General features: G+C 71.0%; 16 protein-coding genes. 5 read left to right on the top strand and 11 right to left on the bottom strand.

Going from position 1 to position 21705, the window contains the following annotated elements; all coding sequences use genetic code 11:
- Nucleotides 1-206: 206 nt before the first annotated feature.
- The gene (locus tag AB0B96_RS09405) at nt 207-788 is read right to left on the bottom strand and encodes a TetR/AcrR family transcriptional regulator C-terminal domain-containing protein (RefSeq protein ID WP_362897344.1); all 582 of its coding nucleotides are present in this window, start codon (nt 786-788) and stop codon (nt 207-209) included.
- A gap of 70 nt (nt 789-858) precedes the next feature.
- Between AB0B96_RS09405 and AB0B96_RS09400 the strand changes: the two genes are divergently transcribed.
- Complete coding sequence (locus AB0B96_RS09400) at nt 859-2094, top strand: beta-ketoacyl-[acyl-carrier-protein] synthase family protein (protein WP_362897343.1); 1236 nt, start codon at nt 859-861, stop codon at nt 2092-2094.
- Nucleotides 2095-2230: 136 nt separating this feature from the next.
- On the opposite strand, the gene AB0B96_RS09395 is transcribed toward AB0B96_RS09400, so the two are convergent.
- The 3 genes from AB0B96_RS09395 to AB0B96_RS09385 form a co-directional block, all read right to left on the bottom strand.
- Complete coding sequence (locus AB0B96_RS09395) at nt 2231-3061, bottom strand: MBL fold metallo-hydrolase (RefSeq protein ID WP_362897342.1); 831 nt, start codon at nt 3059-3061, stop codon at nt 2231-2233.
- A gap of 285 nt (nt 3062-3346) precedes the next feature.
- A complete protein-coding gene (locus AB0B96_RS09390; RefSeq protein ID WP_362897341.1) occupies nt 3347-4960 on the bottom strand; it encodes an amidohydrolase in 1614 nt (537 codons plus the stop codon).
- Between the two features lie 233 nt (nt 4961-5193).
- Nucleotides 5194-6594, bottom strand: a complete 1401-nt coding sequence (locus AB0B96_RS09385; protein WP_362897340.1) for an FAD-binding oxidoreductase — start codon at nt 6592-6594, stop codon at nt 5194-5196.
- Nucleotides 6595-6772: 178 nt separating this feature from the next.
- Between AB0B96_RS09385 and AB0B96_RS09380 the strand changes: the two genes are divergently transcribed.
- Together AB0B96_RS09380 and add are read left to right on the top strand one after the other, a co-directional pair.
- Nucleotides 6773-7804 (top strand): GNAT family N-acetyltransferase, encoded by a 1032-nt coding sequence (locus AB0B96_RS09380; protein WP_362897339.1) that lies wholly within the window; start codon nt 6773-6775, stop codon nt 7802-7804.
- A 210-nt stretch (nt 7805-8014) separates the two neighbouring features.
- On the top strand, nt 8015-9049 hold the full coding sequence (gene add / locus AB0B96_RS09375; RefSeq protein WP_362897338.1) for an adenosine deaminase: 1035 nt from the start codon (nt 8015-8017) through the stop codon (nt 9047-9049).
- An 87-nt stretch (nt 9050-9136) separates the two neighbouring features.
- Here add and pgl read toward each other — a convergent pair whose 3' ends face one another.
- The 6 genes from pgl to tkt form a co-directional block, all read right to left on the bottom strand.
- Nucleotides 9137-9889 (bottom strand): 6-phosphogluconolactonase, encoded by a 753-nt coding sequence (pgl, locus tag AB0B96_RS09370; RefSeq protein ID WP_362897337.1) that lies wholly within the window; start codon nt 9887-9889, stop codon nt 9137-9139.
- A gap of 57 nt (nt 9890-9946) precedes the next feature.
- Nucleotides 9947-10858 carry a glucose-6-phosphate dehydrogenase assembly protein OpcA gene (locus AB0B96_RS09365; RefSeq protein WP_350947765.1) on the bottom strand — a complete coding sequence of 304 codons (912 nt, stop codon included), beginning with the start codon at nt 10856-10858 and terminating at the stop codon, nt 9947-9949.
- On the bottom strand, nt 10859-12382 hold the full coding sequence (gene zwf / locus AB0B96_RS09360; RefSeq protein ID WP_362897396.1) for a glucose-6-phosphate dehydrogenase: 1524 nt from the start codon (nt 12380-12382) through the stop codon (nt 10859-10861).
- Nucleotides 12383-12551: 169 nt separating this feature from the next.
- Entirely contained in the window at nt 12552-14180 is a 1629-nt protein-coding gene (locus tag AB0B96_RS09355) for a glucose-6-phosphate isomerase (protein ID WP_362897336.1), read from the bottom strand.
- Nucleotides 14181-14187: 7 nt separating this feature from the next.
- Nucleotides 14188-15291, bottom strand: a complete 1104-nt coding sequence (tal, locus tag AB0B96_RS09350; RefSeq protein WP_362897335.1) for a transaldolase — start codon at nt 15289-15291, stop codon at nt 14188-14190.
- Between the two features lie 2 nt (nt 15292-15293).
- Complete coding sequence (gene tkt / locus AB0B96_RS09345; protein ID WP_362897334.1) at nt 15294-17405, bottom strand: transketolase; 2112 nt, start codon at nt 17403-17405, stop codon at nt 15294-15296.
- A gap of 303 nt (nt 17406-17708) precedes the next feature.
- On the opposite strand from tkt, the gene AB0B96_RS09340 reads away from it, so the two are divergent.
- Complete coding sequence (locus AB0B96_RS09340) at nt 17709-18662, top strand: heme o synthase (RefSeq protein ID WP_350947761.1); 954 nt, start codon at nt 17709-17711, stop codon at nt 18660-18662.
- Nucleotides 18663-19008: 346 nt separating this feature from the next.
- Nucleotides 19009-20271: a PrsW family intramembrane metalloprotease gene (locus AB0B96_RS09335; protein WP_362897333.1), complete on the top strand. Its 1263-nt coding sequence runs from the start codon at nt 19009-19011 to the stop codon at nt 20269-20271.
- Nucleotides 20272-20510: 239 nt separating this feature from the next.
- Here AB0B96_RS09335 and AB0B96_RS09330 read toward each other — a convergent pair whose 3' ends face one another.
- The gene (locus AB0B96_RS09330; protein ID WP_362897332.1) at nt 20511-21515 is read right to left on the bottom strand and encodes a COX15/CtaA family protein; all 1005 of its coding nucleotides are present in this window, start codon (nt 21513-21515) and stop codon (nt 20511-20513) included.
- Between the last annotated feature and the right edge of the window lie 190 nt (nt 21516-21705).

The following is a 21705-nucleotide window of genomic DNA, read 5'->3' as shown; positions in this document are numbered from 1 at the left end:
TGGCCGGTGGGAGTCGGATGTGGCGCGCTTTGACGTGACGGATGTCGAGCGGGCGTCGATCGAGCCATATCCGCCGGTGGCGGCTACCGGGCCTTCGAACCGGAGCGCTACCGGCAGCACGACACCGTCGATTCCACCTCGGCAGGTGACGTGATCGGTCGGCAAGGCCGCGCTGAGCATGGTCATGGAGGTGGATTTTCCGGGATCTACTTCGTGCGAACTGTCAGGACCCCGGCGAGATCGATGTCGCTGGAGCGGCCACCGAAACCGGACTCCGAGATCAGCCGAGCCCCCAGGACGGCGCTCCAGAAGGTCCGTGCCTCGACGAGGGCGGGACGATCGATGACCCAGTCATGGCGCTCCAGGACCGCGGTGAGGTAACGCTCCGCCAGGCGGAAGAGCAGATCGAGGTCGTGTTGCGCCAGCGGCTGCAACTCGGGCCGATGCCGTGTGATCGACATCGCCTGGACGGCGATCGGTACGGCCGGCAGTGCCAGCGCGGTGCGTGCCATCGCCTCGCGGAACGCCCTGGGGGTGCGCTGCCGGTGTCCGACCGGCTTGAGGCGTTCGGCGTCGCGGAGCAGCATCAGGAACGCCGCGTGGACGAACAAGGCGTCCTTGGAACCGAAGTAGTAGGTGATCTGGTTCGGGTGGGCGCCGGCCGCGGCCGCGATCTCGGCCACGCTCACGGAGCCGAAGTGCCGTCCGGCGAAGAGCGTCACGGCCTGTTCGAGAAGCTGCGCCCGGGTGCGTCGGCCGCGGCTTCGGGGGGGATCGCTCGTGGACACCCTATATTTGTATGCGATACAACTCCGCGAGATCAAGCTCGGGCACCGTTTCCGTGGTGAGGAGATCGACATGAGCGTTCAGGACGTCGTTGTCACCGGCCTGGGGGCGACCACACCTCTCGGCGGGGACGTCACTTCTCTGTGGGAGGGCCTCCTCGCCGGGCGCTCCGGTGTCCGCCGGATCGACGACCTCGTGGCTTCGTTCGCCCACGCCGACGAACTGCCCGTGAAGATCGCCGCCCCCATGGCGGTCTCCCCCGACGAGGTGCTGCCCCGTGTCACGACCCGGCGCATGGACCGCTGCCAGCAGGCCGCGCTCGTCGCCGCCCAGCAGGCCTGGAACGACGCCGCCGCGCCTGCGGTCGATCCGGAGCGCCTCGCGGTGGTGATCGGCACCGGCATCGGAGGCATCAACACCCTCCTGAACCAGGACGATCTGATCGAGGAGAAGGGGCCCCAGCGGATCTCTCCCCTCGCCGTCCCCATGCTGATGCCGAACGGACCGGCCGCCTGGATCAGCCTGGAGTACGGTGCCCGCGCCGGTGCGTACACACCTGTCTCGGCGTGCGCGTCGGGCGCCGAAGCCCTCGCCTTCGCCGCCCGGCTCATTCGGTCCGGTGAGGTCGACGTCGTCATCGCCGGCGGCACGGAAGCCGCCATCACGCCGTTGACCATCGCCGGTTTCGCCCAGGTGCGCACGCTGTCGAAGCGCGACGACGACCCCGAGCGCGCCTCACGGCCGTTCGACGTCGACCGTGACGGCTTCGTACTCGGCGAGGGCGCCGGCGTCATGATCCTGGAGCGGGCGGACTTCGCGGCCGCGCGGGGCGCCCGCCCGATCGGCCGGTTGGCCGGGTTCGGCATCACCTCGGACGCCCATCACATCACCGGCCCGGACCCGGCGGGCTCCGGCCAAACCCAGGCGATCCTCAGGGCCGTCTCGTCCGCCGGACTCCGACCGGCGGACGTCGATCACGTCAACTGTCACGCCACGTCCACCGTCGTGGGCGACGTCGGCGAAGCCTCCGCGATCCAGCGGGCACTCGGGAACGACGTCGTCCTCACCGCGCCCAAGTCCAGTCTTGGTCACCTCGTCGGCGCCGCCGGCGCGGTCGAGGCGATCATCACCCTGCTGTCGGTCGCCAACAGCGTCATCCCGCCCACCCTCAACCTTGACCGGAAATCCCCCGACGTCGAACTTGAGGTCGTCAGTGGCGAGCCCCGCAAGCAGCACCTCGGCGCGGCGGTGTGCAACTCCTTCGGGTTCGGCGGCCAGAACGTCTCTTTGCTGTTCACCGCCCCTTGACCCTGTCCCCACAGGGAACGGTCTGCGGAGCGAGCCCGCTCCTCACCCGGCGCCGCGATGCACATCCGCGGCGCCGGAGTCGTACCGGCTCAGCGGATCGGTGGAAAGTCGAAGGATTCCCGTAGGTACGGCTCTCTTACGGAGGCGTAGGACTCCAGGGGGAGTCGTCCAGCGCGAAGGAGAGGTAGCGCTCGGCGGAGCGGCGGACGGCCTCGGCGCCGTCGGTGCGCACGATCCGCTTCCACCAGCCGCCGTAGACGCGGTCGAAGGCGTACGGCTCCAGCAACGACAGGGCGCGGCGGACGGTCGCGGGGCGCTCGGGGATCAGGTTGGGATAGCTGTACATGAAACTGACCCAGCGGCGGTCCTGGACGACCTGGAGGATGTCGCCGGAGAACAGCGAGCCCCGGCCGTCCTCGGCGTCGCGCCAGTGCATGACCTGGCCGCCGTCGAAGTGCACGCCCGCGTTGACCAGCGTCACCCCTTCGAGGATCTCGTGCGTGTCGCCCTCCCAGAAGAGCACCGACTCGTCGGGACGGGCCACCCAGTCGCGGTCGGCCGCGTGGATGTGGATCGGCGCGTCGAAGGCGTGTGCCCACTCGACCATCGAGCCGTAGAAGTGCGGGTGGCTGATCGCGATGGCGTCGATCCCGCCGAGCTCGCCGACCTGCCTGATCAGCTCGTCGTCGAGGTGGGTGACCATGTCCCACAGCACGTTGCCCGTGGGGGTGCGGACCAGCAGGGCGCGCTGCCCGATGGCGGTGGCGGGATCGGTGCCGATGCCGACGACCCCGGTGCCCTCCTCGGCGAGGTGCGCTCTGTGCCCGCTCTCGCGCAACTCGTCGAGGGAGGTCCAGCGCTGGCCTTCCCAGCCGACGTACTGCCGCTCGTCCTCGCAGATCGGGCAGTCGTCCCGCGCCTCGGCGTACTGGACCCCGCAGGTGACGCAGATGGGCAGATCGTTCACGATGTCCTCCGCCGACCGGCTGTTCGGGAGTGGTACGACCCGGCTGTTCGGGAATGGTACGGCGTCCTCCTGTGACAGCCGCCGTCGTTACGCCGCTCCGTGTGTCGCGGGGGAGGGGTGTCGCGTTGTCCGGCCGCCTTGAGCCGCACGACACCGTTCAGGTCCGGGGCGCCTACCTGGACAGCGAGCTCGTCTCCTGAGGAGGTGTCCTCCGGTCCGGCGCGCATCGTTCCCGCAGGAAGGTCCGAGGGCGCCGGGAGCCGGACCGTCGGCCGTCGGACGAGGTCAGCGCTGGTAGACCTGTTCGCCGTCGAGGAAGGTCATCGCGACCTTGGTGCGCCAGATGTCGGACTCCGGTTCGGTGAACGGGTCGCGGTCAAGGACGACGAGGTCGGCGCGGTTGCCGGGGACGATGGTGCCGGCGTCGTCGTCGCGGTTGATCCTGGCCGAGCCCGCGGTGTAGGCGGTGAGCGCGGTGGCGAGGGTGAGTCTCTGGCCGGGCAGGAACGGGGTCTGCGCCGTCGGGTAGCCCGCGTGCAGCGAACCGCCGGGTTCGGTGCGGTTGACGGCCACGTGCATGCCCTGGATCGGGTCGGCCTCGGAGACCGGCCAGTCGCTGCCCGCGCAGAACAGGGTGCCGTGGCGCAGCAGGTCGGCGAACGGGTACTGCCAACTGGAGCGCTCCTCGCCGAGGAAGGGGAGGGTGAGCTCGTCCATCTGGGCGTGGTGCGTGGCCCAGAGCGGCTGCAGGTTGGCGGTCACGCCGAGCTTGGCGAAGCGCGGCACGTCGGACGGCTCGACGATCTGCAGGTGCGCGATGTGGTGCCGGTTGGCCGGGTCGGTGCCTTCGAAGCTGTCCAGCGCCTCGCGGACGGCCCGCTCGCCGATGGCGTGGAAGTGCACCTGGAAGCCGTGCCGGTCCAGCTCGGCGACGCACTCCTTCAGCAGCACGGGGTCCACGTACGACAGGCCGGTGCCGCCGCAGCGGCAGTAGGGCTCGATCACCGCCGCGGTGAAGTTCTCGGCGATGCCGTCCTGCATGATCTTCACCGAGGTCGCGCGGAACCGCTCCAGGCCCTCGGCGGAGCGGCGCCGCTCCAGCAGCTCGGGGATCTGCTCGGCGCCGCGCGCCCGGTCCCACCACAGCGCGCCCACGACGCGGGCGCGCAGCGCGCCGGAGGCCGCCGCCGAGACGTACGTGGGCAGCTGGTCGTCGTAGCCCGCGTAGGAGCCGACGATGGCGTCCTGCCAGCCGGTGACGCCGAGGGAGAACAGATGGTCCTGGGCCGCGAGCAGCGCCTGGTGCATGTCCTGGGCGCTGGGACGGGGGGTGAGCAGGCCGACCAGGTCCATCGCGCCCTCGTGCAGCACTCCGCTCGGCGTGCCGTCGGCGTCGCGCTCGATCCTGCCGTCGGCGGGGTCGGGGGTGTCGCGGGTGATTCCGGCCAGTTCCAGGGCCCGGCTGTTCACCCAGGCGGCGTGGTGGTCGCGCTGGATCAGGTAGACCGGGCGGTCGACGACGTCGAGCTGGGAGCGGTGCGGCAGGCCGCCGGGGAAGGCCGACATGTCCCAGCCGCCGCCGTCGATCCACTCGTGGCCGGGGTGGGAGGCGGCGTAGGCGGTGATCCGCTCCAGATACTCCGGCAGGCCGTAGACCCCGGACAGGTCGCACCTGGCCCGCTCCAGGCCCGCCTGGACCGGGTGGATGTGCGCGTCGGTGAACGCCGGGGTGAGCAGGCGGCCGTCCAGGTCGACCACCTCGTGGCCGGGGGCGGCGAGGCCCGCGACGTCGGCCTCCGTGCCGACGGCGGCGATCCGGCCGTCACGGACCAGCACCGCCTCGGCGAAGGCGTCCGCGGCGAGGAAGACCCGGCCGCCCCGGAAGAGCAGGTCGCTCACTTTCGTACCATCCTTCTGCCGATGTCCCGAAGGCCGCTGAAGCCACGGAATGCCGCTTGATCACCTACATTGCACGCTCGACCGGCCGAGGTCCAGCGTGAGTTTTCTCCCGGCACCGGTCGAGGTCCGGAGACGTCGGCCCACACTCACCGACGTCCATCACCCGTCCACCGCCCGTTCACCGACGTCCGGCGTTCGACGGGCGGGGGCGTCCGGGGCCGTCCACCCCGCGTTCAGCGTCCGGTGATGGAGTCGGCGACGCGGGCCAGCACCGAGGTGCGGCCGAGCCCGGCCTTCTCCCTGGCGTCGGCCCGGCGGTAGAGGTCGTACATGGTGTGCACGCCGATCCACCGCAGCGGTTCCACCTCCCAGCCGCGCACCTTGCGGTCCACCCAGGGCAGGGAGGTCAGGTCGGTGTCCTCGCGCAGGACGAGGTCGCGCAGGGTACGGCCGGCGAGGTTGGTCGTGGTCACCCCGTGGCCGGTGTAGCCGCCCGCCCAGCCGATGCCGGTGGTGTGGTCGACGTGCACGGTGGCGCACCAGTCGCGGGGCACACCGAGCACGCCGGACCAGGCGTGCGCGACACGGGAGGCCCTGACCGCGGGGAACATCCCGGTGAGCAGCTCCCAGAGCGCCTCGATCGTCCACTCGTGGGTGTGGCCCCGATCGTCCACGCGGGATCCGTACAGGTAGGGCTTGCCGCGCCCGCCGAACGCGATCCGGCCGTCGGCGGTGCGCTGGGCGTACATGTAGTAGTGCGCCATGTCACCGAGCAGTTCGTTGCCCTCCCAGCCGATCTCGTCCCACAGCGCGCCCAGCGGCTCGGTGACGATCATGGAGCTGTTCATCGGCAGCCACGTCCGGTGATACTGCCTCAGCTCGGCGGTGAAGCCCTCGGTGGCGCGGATGACGTATTCGGCGCGGACCGTCCCCTGCGGCGTGCGGGCCTCGCGGGGGGCGATCTCGGTGACCGGGGTGCGCTCGAAGATCTCCACCCCGAGCCCTCTCACGGTCTCGGCCAGACCTCTGGCCAGCTTGGCGGGCTGGATTCTGGCGCAGTGCGGGCTCCAGATCGCGCTGACCGCGCCGTTCACCCGCAGGCGCCCCTCCCGCTCGGCGGGGTCGAGCAGCCGCACGTCCTCCTCGGTCCAGCCCCAGTGGCGCTCGTGGGCGAGCAGCCGGTGCAGCCGCCGGTCCTGGGCGGCGTTGGTGGCGACCGTGGTGACACCGCCCTTGACGATCTCGGCGTCGATGTTCTCGTCCTTGGCGACGGCGACGACCTCGTCGATCGTGTCGAACATCACCCGCTGCAGCCGCCTGGCCGCGTCCGCGCCGTGCGTCTTGGCGTAGCGCTCGGGGGTGCCCGCCAGCTCGCCGACCAGCCAGCCGCCGTTGCGTCCGGAGGCGCCGTATCCGGCGAACTCCTTCTCCAGCACGACGATCCGCAGGTCAGGGCTCGCCTTCTTCAGGTAGTAGGCGGTCCACAGGCCCGTGTATCCGGCGCCGACGATGGCGACGTCGGCGTCGAGGTCTCCGGCGAGAGGGGCGCCGGGGGAGGGGATGCCGAGGGAGCGATACCAGAAGGAGACGTCTCCGTTGACGAAGTCCCCGGCCAGGGGAACGCGCGTGCTCATGGCCTCACATTCTGCTGTATCCGTCTATCTGGGTGCACCTGTCAACGGAAACCGTTGCAGAAACGCCGTCCGGCCGCGTAATGAGTGATCTTCTTAGACGTAACGATGGGCTCACTCATGTGTAGCAGTCCCGTAACAGCTCCGGGACAGGCTATGCCCTGACGGAAGGGGCATTCTGATGGGGTTTCTGAGGATTCGTACGACCGTTGACGAGAGGCCGGGACGGCTGGCCTCGCTGACCGCCGCGCTCGCCGCCAAGGGCGGCAACATTCTGGGCCTGAGCGTGCAGACCGACGTGGACGGCACGGTCGACGAGTTCGTCACGGACATCCCCGCCGGAGCCGAGGCGGTACGCGAGGCGCTGGAGGCCGCCGGGGGACGGCAGGTCCAGGTCGTCGCCGCCACCGCCCACGAGCTGACCGACGAGCCCACCCGCGTCCTGCTGCTCGCCTCCCGGCTGCGCATGACGCCCTGGCGCCTGCCGGAGCTGCTGGGAGAGCTGCTGCGCGCCGACGACTCCCGCTGGGTCTACGGTTCGGAGATGAGTGATCTTCCGGACCCGACCCTGCTGACCGTGCCCGTGGCTCCGCGCCGCGCGATCAGGGTCCGCAGGGCCGAGCTGCCCTTCACGCTGACCGAGGCCGCCCGTGCGGCCTCCTTCGTCCGCCTGGCGCAGCCACCCGTGGAGGAGTCCGGGGCCGACCGCGACATCACGCTCTCCGACGGCGTCGAGGTCAACGTCCGCCCGCTCACCCGCCTCTACCGCGAGGCCGTACGCGACCTGCACGACCGCTGCTCGCCCGAGGCCCGCAGGTTCCGCTACTTCACCTCGGCGCCGGTACTGCCGCCGAAGGTATTCGAGCGGCTCTGCGACCGGGCCCGGGGGCAGTCGGTCGTCGCCGGACACGACGGCCAGGTCGTCGGTCTCGCCAACCTGATGTTCACCTCCGACCCGGGCACCGCCGAGATGGCGTTCCTGATCGAGGACCGCTGGCAGGGCAGGGGGCTGGGAACGGCCCTGGCGGGGATGCTCGTCCGCCAGGCCCGCGACCTGGGCTTCGCCGAGGTCAGGGCGACGCTGCTGTCCGACAACATCCGCATGCGCAGGCTCCTGATCTCGCTCGGCGCGACCCTGAGCTACACCGAGGACCCCGGCGTGGTGGAAGCCAGGCTGGCCGTGGGCGTGATGGCGCCGGCATCCCCGAGCTGAACCCCATCACGCGACCTTCCCGTTTCGAGATCGCTCAGGGATTCCGAAGCGGGGAGGTCGCACTTTTCGGTTTCTCCGTGGGGCCACAGTCCTCCCCGGGAGAGGTCGGGGTGCGCGGCCTCAGCCTCTCCCGGGGAAAAATGACATTTTAGTGTCAGCTTCGCGGTAAATGCCTTTCGCGGCCGGGGGCGGCGTGCGTAGGGTCCCCGCATGACGATCAACGCCTTCATCGACGCCCTCCCCAAGGTCGAGCTCCACGTCCACCTGGTCGGCTCCGCCTCCGTCCCCACCGTGCTCGAACTCGCCCGCCGCCACCCCGGCGGCGGCGTCCCCACGGACGAGGAGGAGCTGCGCGCCTTCTACAGGTTCACCGACTTCCCGCACTTCGCCCGCATCTACCAGGCGATCAACGCCCTCGTCCGCGAGCCGGAGGACGTGGCCACCCTGGTGCTCGGCCTCGCCTCCGACCTCGCGGGGCAGAACGGCCGCTATGTCGAGCTGACCGTCACGCCGTACGCGCACCACCTCGTGGGCATGCCGATGCGCGAGGTCACCGAGGCGCTCGACCTCGCCGCCCGCCGCTCCCACGAGGAGCACGGGGTGCGGATGGCGTACGTGTTCGACATCCCCGGCGAGTACGGCGCCGAGGCGGCCCGCGTCACCCTGGACCACGCGCTCGGTGAACCTCCCCAGGCGCTGGTAGGTTTCGGGCTGGCCGGCATCGAACAGGACCGCCCGAAGTATCGGGACGCCTTCGCCGACGCCTTCCGCGCCGCCACCGCCGCCGGGCTGCGCAGCCTGCCGCACGCGGGCGAGATGAGCGGTCCGGAGACCATCTGGGAGGCCCTCGACCTCCTGGGCGCCGAGCGGATCGGCCACGGCATCGCCTGCATGGACGATCCCCGCCTCGTCGCCCATCTGCGCGAGACTCAGATCCCCCTGGAGGTCTGCCCCACCTCCAACGTCTGCACCGGCCAGGTCGCCCGCATCGAGGAGCACCCGCTGCCCCGCATGATCGAGGAGGGCCTGTTCGTCACCCTCAACAGCGACGACCCGCCCATGTTCGCCACCACGCTGAGCCGCGAGTATCGCGTCGCCGCCGACCACCTCGGCCTGGACCACGCCACCCTCGCCACCCTGGCCCGCAACGCGGTCGAGGCCTCGTCCATGGACCCGGCGGGCAAGAAGGAGATCCTCGCCGAGATCGACACCGTCGCCGCCCGGCACTCCGAGACCGCACCCTGACAGCCCGCGACGGCCGTCTCGAAGATCGCGATCGTCAGGTCATGCCGATTCGCGACAGACGCGCGGTTCAGGGGGAGGAGATCCGGCTCAGACAGTAGGGATCTTGGAGGCGGCGGCTCTGTCCAGGAGGAAGAGGGTGTTCCGGCTGCCTCGGGCGCCGGCCGCGGGGACCTGCATCGTCCCTGAGTCCGACAGCGCGAGCCGTACCGCTTCGGCCTTCTCCTCGCCGGCGGCGATCACCCACACCTCGCGGGCGCCCTGGATCACCGGCAGCGTGAGCGAGACACGGGTGGGCGGGGGCTTGGGGGAGTCGTGCACCGCCACCACGGGTCGGGTGTCGTGCAGGGCGGGCAGGCCGGGGAAGAGCGAGGCGACGTGGCCGTCGGGGCCCATGCCCAGCATCATCAGATCGAAGGACGGGGCCGGGCCGTGGTCCTCGGGGCGTGCGGCCTTGCGGAGCTCCTCGGCGTAGGCCTCGGCCGACTCCTCGGCGGTCATGCCCGAGTCGGGGCCGCGCATCACGTGGACCCGCGCGGGGTCGAGGTCAAGCTGATCGAGCAGGGCCTCGCGGGCGCCGGTCTCGTTGCGCTCGGGGTCGCCGTCCGCCAGGAAACGCTCGTCACCCCACCAGATGTCCACCTTGCGCCAGTCGACGGCGTCCCTGGCGGGGGAGGCGGCGATCTCGGCGAGGGTGGCGATGCCGACGGTCCCGCCGGTCAGGACCAGGTGGGCCGAGCCCTTGGCCGACTGGGCGTCGACGAGTCGGACGATCACCCGGGCGGCGACGGCCTTGGCGAGCACGTCGGCGTCGCGGTGGGTGATCACAGTGGGAACGCTCACGGGGCTTCTCTTTCGAAAGGAGGCGCCCCGCGGCGATCGCCGCGGGGCGCTCACGGCTCAGGACTTGTGGGTCCGGGCGAGTCGCTGGATCGCCGACGCGTAGATCTCGTCGGGGTCCAGCCGCCGCAGCTCCTCGGCGAGCAGCTCCGACGTCGGGCGCCGGGCCAGGGCGACCCTGCGGTCAGGCTGGCCGGGACGCGACAGCGTGCCCAGCCGGCCGTCGGGGCGGGTGATGGTGATGTCGCCGTCCGCCGCGATCAGCTTGACCATGGTCAGGCCGGGCCCGCTGGAGTCGGAGACCTTCACCGGGGCGTCGAGACGCTCGCCGAGCCAGGCCGCGAGCAGCAGGGCGCTGGCATGGCCGGGCACGGCCTCGATGGCGCCCCGCTTGACCTTGCCCACCGGCTGGTCGAACGCGGCGGCCAGCAGGCTCCGCCACGTCGTCAGCCGGGTCCAGGCAAGGTCGGTGTCGCCGGGCACGTAACCGCGGGCCCGGCCGACGATCGCCTTGACCGGGTCGGCCGCCGACCGCGCGTCGACGATGCGACGCTGGGCCAGCATGCCGATCGGGTCCTTGGACGGCACCTCGGGGCCGTCGGTGGGCCACCAGGCCACCACCGGGGTGTCGGTGAGCAGCAGCGGGCTGACGACCGAGTCGGCGTGCCTGGTCAGCTCCCCGTACAGGCGCAGCAGGATCACCTCGCCCGGGGTCGACTCACCGAACCGGATCTCGGCGTCGAGCCGGTTCGGCTCCTCGGAGTCGCGGGGAATGACGACCAGGATCCGGGAGGGGTGCTCCCTGGCGGCCTCGGTCGCGGCCCGGACCGCGTCGTACTGGTCGCTCTCGCCGCAGACCACCACGAGGGTCAGCACCATGCCGACCGCCGGGGTGCCCATCTGGTGGCGCAGGTGGGTGAGCTGCGAGGAGATCTTCGAGGCGGTCGTGCCGCTGAGCATGAAGCTGGTCATCTACAGCCGCCTCCAGACGCGCCCGTCGCGGGCCATCATCTCGTCGGCCGAGGCCGGCCCCCAGGTGCCCGAGGGATACTCCTCCGGCGGGCCCTGGGAGCTCCAGAAGTCCTCGATCGGGTCGAGGATCTTCCATGACAGCTCGACCTCGCGCTGGTGCGGGAAGAGCGGCGGGTCGCCGATCAGCACGTCCAGCAGCAGCCGTTCGTAGGCCTCGGGGGAGGACTCCATGAACGACTCGCCGTAGGCGAAGTCCATCGAGACGTCCCGCACCTCCATCGCGGTGCCCGGCACCTTGGAGCCGAAGCGCACCGTGATGCCCTCGTCCGGCTGAACCCGGATGACCAGTGCGTTCTGCCCCAGGATCTCGGTGTCGTCCTTGCTGAACGGCAGGTGCGGCGCCCGCTGGAACACCACGGCCACCTCGGTGACCCGGCGGCCGAGCCGCTTGCCGGTGCGCAGGTAGAACGGCACCCCGGCCCAGCGCCGGTTGGCGATCTCCAGCTTGATGGCCGCGTAGGTCTCGGTGATCGAGTCGGGCGGGATGCCCTCCTCCTGGGTGTAGCCGATCACCGGCTCGCCGCCCTGCCAGCCGGGCCCGTAGCGGCCGCGCGCGGTGGCCTGGGACAGGTCGGACGGCAGCCGCACCGCCTTGAGGACCTTCTCCTTCTCCCTGCGCAGCGAGTCGGCCCCGAACGACGTCGGATCCTCCATGCCGACCAGGGCGAGCAGCTGCAGCAGGTGGTTCTGGATCACGTCGCGGGCCGCGCCGATGCCGTCGTAGTAACCCGCCCGGCCTCCGATGCCGATGTCCTCGGCCATCGTGATCTGCACGTGGTCGACGTAACCGCGGTTCCAGATCGGCTCGAACAGGTTGTTGGCGAACCGCAGCGCCAGGATGTTCTGGACGGTCTCCTTGCCCAGGTAGTGGTCGATGCGGAACACCGAGCTCTCCGGGAAGACCGCGCTGGTGATCGCGTTGAGCTCCTGGGCACTACGCAGGTCGTGCCCGAAGGGCTTCTCGATCACCACCCGGCGCCAGGATCCGGGAGGGCCGTCGGCGAGGCCGGTCCGCTTCAGCTGCTGGACCACGACCGGGAAGAACTTCGGCGGCACCGAGAGGTAGAAGCCGTAGTTGCCGCCGGTGCCCCGGGTCTGGTCGATCTCCTTGAGCATCATCGCCAGCGTGTCGAACGCACCGTCGTCGGTGAACTCGCCACGGCAGAAGAAGATGCCCTCCGACAGCTGCTTCCAGACCTCCTCGCGAAACGGCGTCCGCGCGTGCTCCTTGACCGCGTCGTGGGTCAGCTGCGCGAAGTCCTGGTCCTTCCAGTCGCGGCGGGCGAAGCCGACCAGGGAGAAGCCAGGGGGCAGCAGCCCGCGGTTGGCGAGGTCGTAGATCGCCGGCAGCAGCTTCTTGCGTGCCAGGTCGCCGGTCACACCGAACAGCACCAGCACGCACGGCCCGGCCACGCGCGGCAGGCGCTTGTCTCTCGGGTCGCGCAGCGGGTTGGCCTCGATCATGGCCTCGGTGACGCCGGCGGTCGCGACGTCGGTGGCCGTGGTGGTCGTGGGCGTCTTCTCTCCCTGCGCGTCCGTCACCGGGACGACCGTGTCGGTGGCCGATGCCGGGGCACCGGCCGCTTCGCCCGCCCGGGAGCTCCCCTTGCTCATGCGAACCTCCGGCGCTCCATCAGACCTCCCGCGAGGCGGCGAGCAGGCGCGCGACGCCGGCGGCGCGGTCGGTCAGGTGCAGTCGTACTGCGGGACGGCCGCGGCTGGCCAGCGCGCCCAGGTCGCCCAGGGCCTGGGCGAGCTGGAGCCGGCCCAGGGTGTAGGGCTTGCCGGGGACCTCGACGTCCTCCTCGACCGCGCCGGTGATCTGCAGGAACACCCCGTTCTGCGGGCCGCCCTTGTGGTACTGGCCGGTGGAGTGCAGGAAGCGGGGTCCCCAGCCGAAGGTGACCGGGCGGTCGGTACGGACGGCGAGCAGCCCGCGCAGCGTCGCCGGGTCGGCCCCGCTCCACACGTCCGTCATCTCCTCGAACGAGGCGCCCTCGGCGTACGGGGCGTCGAAGGCCGCCTCACGGTCGAGGTAGGCCATCACCGCGAGGTAGCCGCGCTCCGGGATCGCCTCCAGCAGCCGGGTGAACACGTCCGACAGGTCCTTGACGTCCTCGGAGCCGGGGAACTCGCCGTACACCTCCACCGGGCCGTCGACCAGGATCGGGGTGCCGACCGGCAGCTCGGCCTGGTCGAGCAGCTTGGCGGTGTTCTCCTTGGACTCGGCCACGTTCGGCTGGTTGAACGGGTCGATGCCGAGGACGCGGCCCGCGACGGCCGTGGCGTACTCCCAGACGAGGAACTGCGCGCCCAGCGGGCCGGCGACGGTCACGACGCCGTCGGTGTCGATCCCGGCGAGCAGCTCGTCGTCGGCGTCACCGGGGTCGGCGCCCACGACGGGCAGGATGCCCTTGCCGGACTTGCCGGTGGACTCGGCGACCAGCTGCTCGATCCAGTCGGGCAGGCCGTTGATCTCCGACAGGCTGTCCTCGATCACGAGCTTGTCGCGCCCGGCCTCGGCGGCTGCGCCCAGGGCCGCGCCGAGGTCGAGACCGGGGTTGCCCTCGGTCCGCGACAGCAGCGGCGCCACCTCGGCCGCGTCGTCGAGCAACCGCTCGACGTCGGCGCCCGCCAGCGCGCTGGGCACCAGGCCGAACGCCGTCAGGGCGCTGTAGCGGCCGCCCACGTTCGGGTCGGCGAGGATCACCTGGTAGCCCGCCTCGCGGGCGCTCGCCTCCAGGGGCGAGCCGGGGTCGGTGACGACGACGATCCGCTTCGCCGGGTCGATCCCGGCGTCGCGGAAGGCCTTCTCGTAGATCCGCCGGTGGCTGTCGGTCTCGACCGTGCCGCCGCTCTTGCTCGCGACGACCAGGATCGTGCTCTCCAGCCGGTCCTCGAGCGCCCGGCGCACCTGGCCGGGGTCGGTGGTGTCGAGAACGGTGAGGGGTACGTCGGCTGAGGTGGTGATGACCTCGGGGGCGAGGGAGGAGCCGCCCATGCCGGCCAGGACCACGTGGTCCAGGCCCTCGGCGCGGGCCCGCTCCACCAGCGCGCCGATCTCGGGAAGCAGCTGCCTGCTCGTCAGCGGGAGGTTGAGCCAGCCGAGCCGGATCGCCGCCTCGGCCTCGGCCTCGGGGCCCCACAGGGTGGAGTCGCCGGAGGCGAGGGCCTGGGGGACCCCCTCGGAGACGAGCTGTCCTGCCGTCTCCGAGGCCTGCTCGGTGAAGTCGTCCTCGCTGAACGTCACGGACACTGACATATGGTCCTCACGCCTTCTTCAGCTCGGAGGAGACGGTCTCCAGCAGCTCTTTCCAGGAGGCCTCGAACTTGCTCAGGCCGTCCTCCTCCAGGAAGCGCACGACATCGTCGTAGTCGATGCCGGCGTCCTTGAGCGCCGCCATGGTGTTCCAGGCCTCCTCGTAGGAGGAGCGGACCGTGTCGCCGGTGATGTTGCCGTGGTCGCCCGTGGCGTCCAGGGTCTTCTCCGGCATCGTGTTGACCGTGCCGGAGGTGACCAGCTCGTCGACGTAGAGGGTGTCGGGGTAGTCGGGGTTCTTCGTCCCGGTGGAGGCCCACAGCGGGCGCTGGGCCCGCGCACCGGCCGCGGCGAGCGCCTGCCAGCGCGGGGACGCGACGACCTCCTCGAAGGCGGCGAAGGCGAGGCGGGCGTTGGCGACCGCGGCCTTGCCCTTCAGCGCGAGCGCCTCGGGGGTGCCGATCTTGTCCAGGCGCTTGTCGATCTCGCCGTCCACGCGGCTGACGAAGAACGAGGCGACCGACTCGATGGCCGACAGGTCCAGGCCGGCCTCCTTGGCCTTCTCCAGACCGGTCAGCCAGGCGTCCATCACGGCGCGGTAGCGCTCAAGGGAGAAGATCAGCGTGACGTTGACGCTGATGCCCTCGGAGATCGCCTGCGTGATCGCGGGCAGGCCCTCGACGGTGGCGGGGATCTTGATGAACAGGTTGGGCCGGTCGACCAGCCACCACAGCGCGCGCGCCTCGGCGACGGTCTTGTCGGTGTCCCTGGACAGGCGGGGGTCGACCTCGATCGACACCCGGCCGTCCACCTGGCCGGTGGTGTCGTAGACCGGCCGCAGCACGTCGGCGGCCCAGCGGATGTCGTAGGTGGTGATCGCCCGTACGGCCTCCTCCACGTCGACGCCGCGGATCTTCAGGTCGCGCAGCTGGCCGTCGTAGGCGTCGCCCTTGCTCAGCGCCGAGGCGAAGATCGTCGGGTTGGAGGTGACACCGACCACGTGCTTGTCGTTGATCAGGGACTGCAGGTTGCCCGTGCGCAGGCGCTCACGGCTGATGTCGTCCAGCCAGATGGAGACACCCTGCTCGGAGAGCTTCTTCAGGATCTCACTCATGATCAGTTTCCCGTCGTCTCGCCCTTGTCGGCTCCGGTCTTGGCGAGGCTCGCCTTGGCGGCGGCGGCCACGCGCTCGGCGGTCAGGCCGAACTGCTCGTAGAGGGTCTTGTAGGGGGCCGAGGCACCGAAGTGCTCCAGGCTCACCACCACACCCTCGTCTCCCACGAACTCCCGCCAGCCCAGCGCGATTCCCGCCTCGACCGCCACGCGCGCGCGCACCGCCGTGGGCAGCACCGTCTGCCGGTAGGCCGAGTCCTGGGCCTGGAACCACTCCACGCACGGCATCGACACGACCCGGGTGGCGATGCCCTCCGCCTCGAGGAGCTCGCGGGCCTCGACGGCGAGCTCGACCTCGGAGCCGGTACCGATCAGGATCACCGAGGGCTGCCCGTTGGAGGCGTCCCGCAGGACGTAACCGCCGCGGGCGACCTTGTCCGCGTCGCGGGTGCCCTCGTAGACCGGGAGGTTCTGGCGGGTGAGCGCGAGCGCGGCCGGCCGGTCGTTGTGCTCCAGCACGACCTGCCAGGCGGCGGCCGTCTCGTTGGCGTCGGCCGGGCGGACCACGTCGAGACCGGGGATGGCGCGCAGCGCCCACAGGTGCTCGACGGGCTGGTGCGTCGGACCGTCCTCGCCCAGGCCGATGGAGTCGTGCGTCCACACGTAGGTGACCGGCAGCTTCATCAACGCGGCCAGCCGCACGGCCGGGCGCATGTAGTCGCTGAACACCAGGAACGTGCCACCGTAGGGGCGGGTGCCGCCGTGCAGCGCGATGCCGTTGAGAATCGCGCCCATGCCGTGCTCACGGATGCCGAAGTGCAGCGTGCGGCCGTAGGGGCCGCCGGGGAAGTCCTTGGTCTGGAACTCCTCGGGGATGAAGGACGGCTCGCCCTTCATCGTGGTGTTGTTGGACTCGGCGAGGTCGGCCGAGCCGCCCCACAGCTCGGGCAGCACCGGCGCGAGGGCGCTGAGCACCTCACCGGAGGCCTTGCGGGTGGCGACGGAGGAGCCGATCTCGAAGGTCGGCAGCGCCCCGGTCCAGTCGGCGGGAAGCCGTCGCGCGGAGATGCGGTCGAACTCGGCGGCGCGCTCGGGGTTGGCCTCGCGCCAGCTCTGGTAGAGCTTGTCCCACTCCGCCCGCGCGGCCCGGCCGCGCTCGACGACCTCGCGGGCGTGCTCCAGGACCTCGGAGGGGACGTCGAAGCTCTTCTCGACGTCGAAGCCCATGACCTTCTTGGTGGCGGCGACCTCGTCGGCGCCCAGCGCCGAGCCGTGGATCTTGCCGGTGTTCTGCTTGTTGGGCGCGGGCCAGCCGATGATCGTGCGCAGCCGGATGAACGACGGCCTGCCGGTCTCGGCGCGGGCGGCCTCCAGGGCCTCGTACAGCGCCTGGACGTCCTCGACGTACTCGCCCGTCCGCGTCCAGTCGACCGTCTGGGTGTGCCACCCGTACGCCTCGTAGCGCGCGACGATGTCCTCGCTCAGCGCGATCTGGGTGTCGTCCTCGATCGAGATGTGGTTGCTGTCGAAGACGACGGTGAGGTTGCCCAGCCTCTGGTGGGCGGCGAGGGCGCTCACCTCGTGGCTGATGCCCTCCTCGATGTCACCCTCGGAGGCGATGCACCAGATGTTGTGGTCGAACGGGCTCGCGCCCGGAGCGGCGTCCGGGTCGAACAGGCCGCGCTCGCGGCGGGCGGCCATCGCCATGCCGACCGCGTTGCCCAGGCCCTGGCCGAGCGGGCCCGTGGTGGTCTCGACGCCGACGGTGTGGCCGTGCTCGGGGTGGCCGGGCGTGAGGCTCTCCCACTGGCGGAGCCCCTTGATGTCGTCCAGGCTCAGGCCGTAGCCGGAGAGGAAGAGCTGGATGTAGAGGGTCAGGCTGCTGTGACCAGCCGAAAGGACGAACCGGTCACGGCCCGCCCACGAGGGGTCTGAGGGGTCATGTCGCATCACCTGCTGGAACAGCAGGTAAGCGGCCGGCGCCAGGCTCATCGCGGTGCCGGGGTGACCCGATCCCGCCTTCTCTACCGCGTCCATGGCCAGGGTGCGTACGACGTCGACCGCGCGGCGGTCCAGGTCGCTCCATTCGAGGGCTGGCACGAGTTCAGTGCTCAAGTGCTCGATCTCCGGATCTAATCGTGTGATGGTGGCGCCGGTCTGGTATTTCCCGCCCACACCGGACCCTAACGGGTTCGACCTGGCTACCGGGGCGTAGGTCGGCCCGAGGCGGGTCCGGGGGGGCGGCAGGCGGCGCGCCTCCCCCGCGGGGAGTCCCCTCGCGCCGCTTCCGCACCCCGTGCCGGGACCGGCCTCCCCTGCAACTACAGTGAGTCCTCAGGGCCGGCTGGTGCCCGCATTCACGGATCCGCTCTAATCAGAGGTTACGCGTTGACCCCGCACGTGCTGGAAGCACCTTAGATGGTGCTCACCGACAAGCAATCGACGGCCCCGCCCGAGGCGGGCACGGCCACCGAGGCCGCGCCGCGCTCCTTCGGCGACGTCGTGAAGGCCTACGTCGCCCTCACGAAGCCGCGGATCATCGAGCTGCTGCTGATCACGACGCTGCCGGTGATGTTCCTGGCCGCCAAGGGGCTGCCGCCGCTGTGGATCGCGGTCAACACCCTGGTGTTCGGCACCCTGTCGGCAGGCAGCGCGAACGCGCTGAACTGCTACATCGACCGCGACATCGACGCCGCCATGCGCCGCACCCGGCGCCGCCCGCTCGCCCGCGACCTGGTGCCGCCGACGAACGCGCTGATCTTCGGGCTCATCCTCGGCGTGGTGTCCACCGTTGGGCTCGGCCTGGCGGTGAACTGGCTCGCCGCCGGCCTGTCGCTGGCCGCGAACCTGTTCTACGTGCTCGTCTACTCGATGATCCTCAAGCGCCGGACCTCGCAGAACGTGGTGTGGGGAGGCCTCGCCGGCTGCATGCCCGTGCTGATCGGCTGGGCGGGTGTCACCGGCCGCCTCGACTGGGCCCCCGTGGTGCTCTTCGGCGTGGTGTTCTTCTGGACGCCGCCGCACACCTGGACCCTCGCGATGCGCTACCGGGAGGACTACGCGGCGGCGAAGGTGCCCATGCTCCCCGTGGTCGCCACGGAGCGCCGCGTGGTGCTGGAGAGCATCGTCTACACCTGGGCCACGGTGTTGTGCTCGCTGCTGCTGTGGCCGGTGGCCGGGACCACCCTTCTCTACCCCGCGGTGGCCGTCGTCCTCGGCGCCGCCTGCCTGTGGGAGGTCCACCGCCTCCTGGCCCGGGTCAACGCGGGCAAGACCGGTGTCGACCTGCGCCCGATGCGCTTCTTCCACTGGTCCAACGCCTATCTGGCGCTGCTCTTCCTGGCCGTCGCCATCGACTCGATGCTCGTCTGAGATCCGGATCGTCTCGCGCGGTCTCCTCGGGCGGTGCCCGTTTCCGTGCCCCGGCGACGGGGGAGACGTCTCCCGGGGGAAGATGTTCTCTTGACCGGCCTGGGGTGGGCCTGACCGTGGGGAGGGTGTTTCGTGGTCTTCGGTAAATCCCGGGAGCCTGATTCCGGTTCCGGCCGCGAGCGCGGCTCATCGCCCGGCACGGTCCACGGATTCGAGGTTCCCGTCCGGCATCGTCCGTTTCCTGGCGGGGGGCGGCCGAGGGGTGGCGGGGCGAAGTGTGGCAACCTTCGGCCGATAATCTCCCGATTCGAGTCGTGGGGTGGACACCAAGGGTTACGGTGGCCACATGGCCGGCCGTGACCCCCGCTGGGTGCTCAGGGACCGTCCGTCGGTCGGACTGATCGTCGGGCTCGTCCTCACCGGGGTGTGCGCCCTGGTGTCGTTCTCCTTCGACGTGCTGAACGGCGATCCGGTCTACTTCTTCATCGCCCTGTGCCTCGCGCTGGCGCCCGTTCCCGTGTTGCTGGCCGCGGTGCTGGCGCTCGACCGCATCGAGCCCGAGCCGCGCGGCAACCTGATCTTCGCGTTCGCCTGGGGCGCGGGGGTCGCGGTCCTGGTCGCCGGAGTGATCAACTCCTTCAACCTGGTCTACATCGAGAACACCGTCCAGCTGGGCTACGACTACGCGCGCAACATCGCCGCCACCTTCGGCGCGCCCGTGGTCGAGGAGACGATGAAGGGCCTGGTCCTGCTGGGCCTGCTCAGGTTCAGGCGCGCCGAGCTGGACGGGCCCACCGACGGCATCATCTACGCCAGCATGGTCGGCCTCGGCTTCGCCATGAGCGAGAACGTCAGCTACTACGTGGCCGCGCTCAACGAGCTGGGCGCGCAGGGCCTGGCGGTGACCGTGGTGCTGCGCGGGGTCCTCTCGCCGTTCGCCCACCCGCTGTTCACCTCCATGATCGGTGTCGCGGTGGCCTACGCGGCGCAGCGCCGGGGGCCCGGGCGGCTCTTCGTCATCGCGGCCGGGTGGGTCGGCGCGATGCTGCTGCACGGCATCTGGAACGGCTTCGTCTCCTACGCGGGCCTCGGCGGCCTGGCCGTCGCCTACCTGCTGCTGATGGTCGTGCTGTTCGTGCTGATCTGGATCATCTTCCGCGACCGCAAGCGCATCATCGGGCTCATCCAGACCTACCTGCCCGCCTACTGGGCGACGGGGCTGGTGTCCGCGGGCGACGTGGTGATGCTCTCCTCCCTGCAGGGGCGCCGCCACGCCCGGCAGTGGGCCAAGCAGCACGGGGGCAGGACGGCCCTGCGGGCGATGAGCGACTACCAGCTCGCGGCCACCGAGCTCGGTCTGCTCCATGAGCGGGCCAGGGGCCACGTGATCGACGAGCCCACCTTCAACGAGGAGCAGCGGGCGCTGCTGGAGTGCATGGCCGGTGCCCGCGCCCAGTTTTCCGGGCCGCCCGCCACGGGGAACGCTCCGGCCGGCCACGCCTCCGGCCCGTCCTACCCGCAGGACGGCCCCCCTTATCCGCAGGGTGGCCTCCCCGGTCATCCTCAGGGGGGTCCCGGTCGCCCGCCGCCGGGCGGGCCGTTCCACTAGTTCCACCGGGCTGGTTCCACCGGGCGTGTTCGCACCCGCGACATCCGTCCTGTCGTCGCGGGTCGGTGGCCGCGTCCGATCCTGTGTGGAGGATCACCTTTCCCGCACCGGATCGGAGCGCGGGGCCGGGCCTCGGACCGGCTCGGACGCGGGCGCGCGTCACGGTCGGCTCATGCGCGGGGGAGATGGGGGACGCGGCCCTCGTCCGCGGGGGCGCGTCACGTCCGCGTCACAGGGCCTCAGACGCGGACGGCGTCGAGCTCGCCGGTGACCGCCTCCGAGGCGTCCCGCGGCCTGGGTGAGCCGGTCGCGAAGACCACCCGCAGCGTGCAGACCCAGACCAGGGTCGCGCCGAGCACGTGCAGGTTGACCAGGGCCGCGGGCACGCCCAGGAAGTACTGGACGTATCCGATGACCCCCTGCGCGGCCTCCACGCCCAGCAGCGTCCACGCGGTCCGCCGGGCGTACCCGGGCGCGTCGGTGATGTGCAGCGCGAACGCCAGCGCGAAGGTGAGGCCGATCACCACGTAGGCGACGTCGGCGTGGATCCTCGCCACGGTCTCGATGTCGAAGCCGAACCTGGAGGCCATCTCGTCGCCCGAGTGCGGCCCGGTGCCGGTCACCACCACGCCCACCACGAGCAGGGTGAACACGGCGGCGACGAGCCCGAAGACGAGCGTGCGGACATGGCGGTGGATCCGCTGCCGGGGTGGGGAGCCGTCGCCCGGGCTCTCGTTCAGGCCGGCGCGGGCGTACAGCGCGTACGCCGCGGCGATCATGCCGATGGAGGCGAGGAAGTGCACGCTCACGGTGACCGGGTTGAGCGCGCTGCGCACGACCAGGCCGCCCCAGAGTCCCTGGAAGGCCACGCCGATCGGCTGCAGCCAGGCCAGCCTCACCAGGTCGGGGCGGCGGGCCGGTAGCCGCAGGGCGGCGATCAGGCAGGCCACGCCGACCGCGAGTACCAGGAAGGTGAGCAGCCGGTTGCCGAACTCGATAGCCATGTTCAGCGGTGAGATCTCGTCGTGGGCCACCGGGATGAAGCTCTCCGGCGTGCACCGTGGCCAGGTGGGACAGCCCAGGCCGGATCCGCTGACCCGCACCGCGGCGCCCGTCACCGTGATCCCGACGTTGACGACGACCGCCGCCAGCGCCCAGCGGCGCAGGGTGAGGAAGGTCGGCGGCCCCACGATTCGCGCCGATCCGGCGGCATACCGGCGAGCCTGGTCAAGGAGGTGGTTCACGGCTCACATGCTAGGCGGCGAGGGGGGTGGTCCCACCGTGGACCCCGGCGGACCCTGGCGGACCCCGGGTGGCGGCCACCGGGCGCGAGGCGCGTACCACGGGACGGCGTGCCGTACGCCCCTGAGGGTAGAGGTGGGCTTGAGCCGAAGTTTTGCGCGTGATGTCCGTTTAGGCGCATTGATCCGTTCA

The sequence above is a fragment of the Streptosporangium sp. NPDC049046 genome (genome assembly GCF_040649155.1).
Taxonomy (GTDB): domain Bacteria; phylum Actinomycetota; class Actinomycetes; order Streptosporangiales; family Streptosporangiaceae; genus Streptosporangium.
Note: the sequence above shows the minus strand (reverse complement) of the source record. Positions and strands in the feature narration are given on the sequence as shown.

Coding starts and splice junctions, on each gene's coding strand:
- AB0B96_RS09400 (WP_362897343.1), top strand. CDS start 859: ATGAGCGTTCAGGACGTCGTTGTCACCGGCCTGGGGGCGACCACACCT.
- AB0B96_RS09385 (WP_362897340.1), bottom strand. CDS start 6,594: ATGAGCACGCGCGTTCCCCTGGCCGGGGACTTCGTCAACGGAGACGTC.
- AB0B96_RS09380 (WP_362897339.1), top strand. CDS start 6,773: ATGGGGTTTCTGAGGATTCGTACGACCGTTGACGAGAGGCCGGGACGG.
- add (WP_362897338.1), top strand. CDS start 8,015: ATGACGATCAACGCCTTCATCGACGCCCTCCCCAAGGTCGAGCTCCAC.
- AB0B96_RS09365 (WP_350947765.1), bottom strand. CDS start 10,858: ATGACCAGCTTCATGCTCAGCGGCACGACCGCCTCGAAGATCTCCTCG.
- zwf (WP_362897396.1), bottom strand. CDS start 12,382: ATGATCGAGGCCAACCCGCTGCGCGACCCGAGAGACAAGCGCCTGCCG.
- AB0B96_RS09355 (WP_362897336.1), bottom strand. CDS start 14,180: ATGTCAGTGTCCGTGACGTTCAGCGAGGACGACTTCACCGAGCAGGCC.
- tal (WP_362897335.1), bottom strand. CDS start 15,291: ATGAGTGAGATCCTGAAGAAGCTCTCCGAGCAGGGTGTCTCCATCTGG.
- AB0B96_RS09340 (WP_350947761.1), top strand. CDS start 17,709: ATGGTGCTCACCGACAAGCAATCGACGGCCCCGCCCGAGGCGGGCACG.
- AB0B96_RS09335 (WP_362897333.1), top strand. CDS start 19,009: ATGGCCGGCCGTGACCCCCGCTGGGTGCTCAGGGACCGTCCGTCGGTC.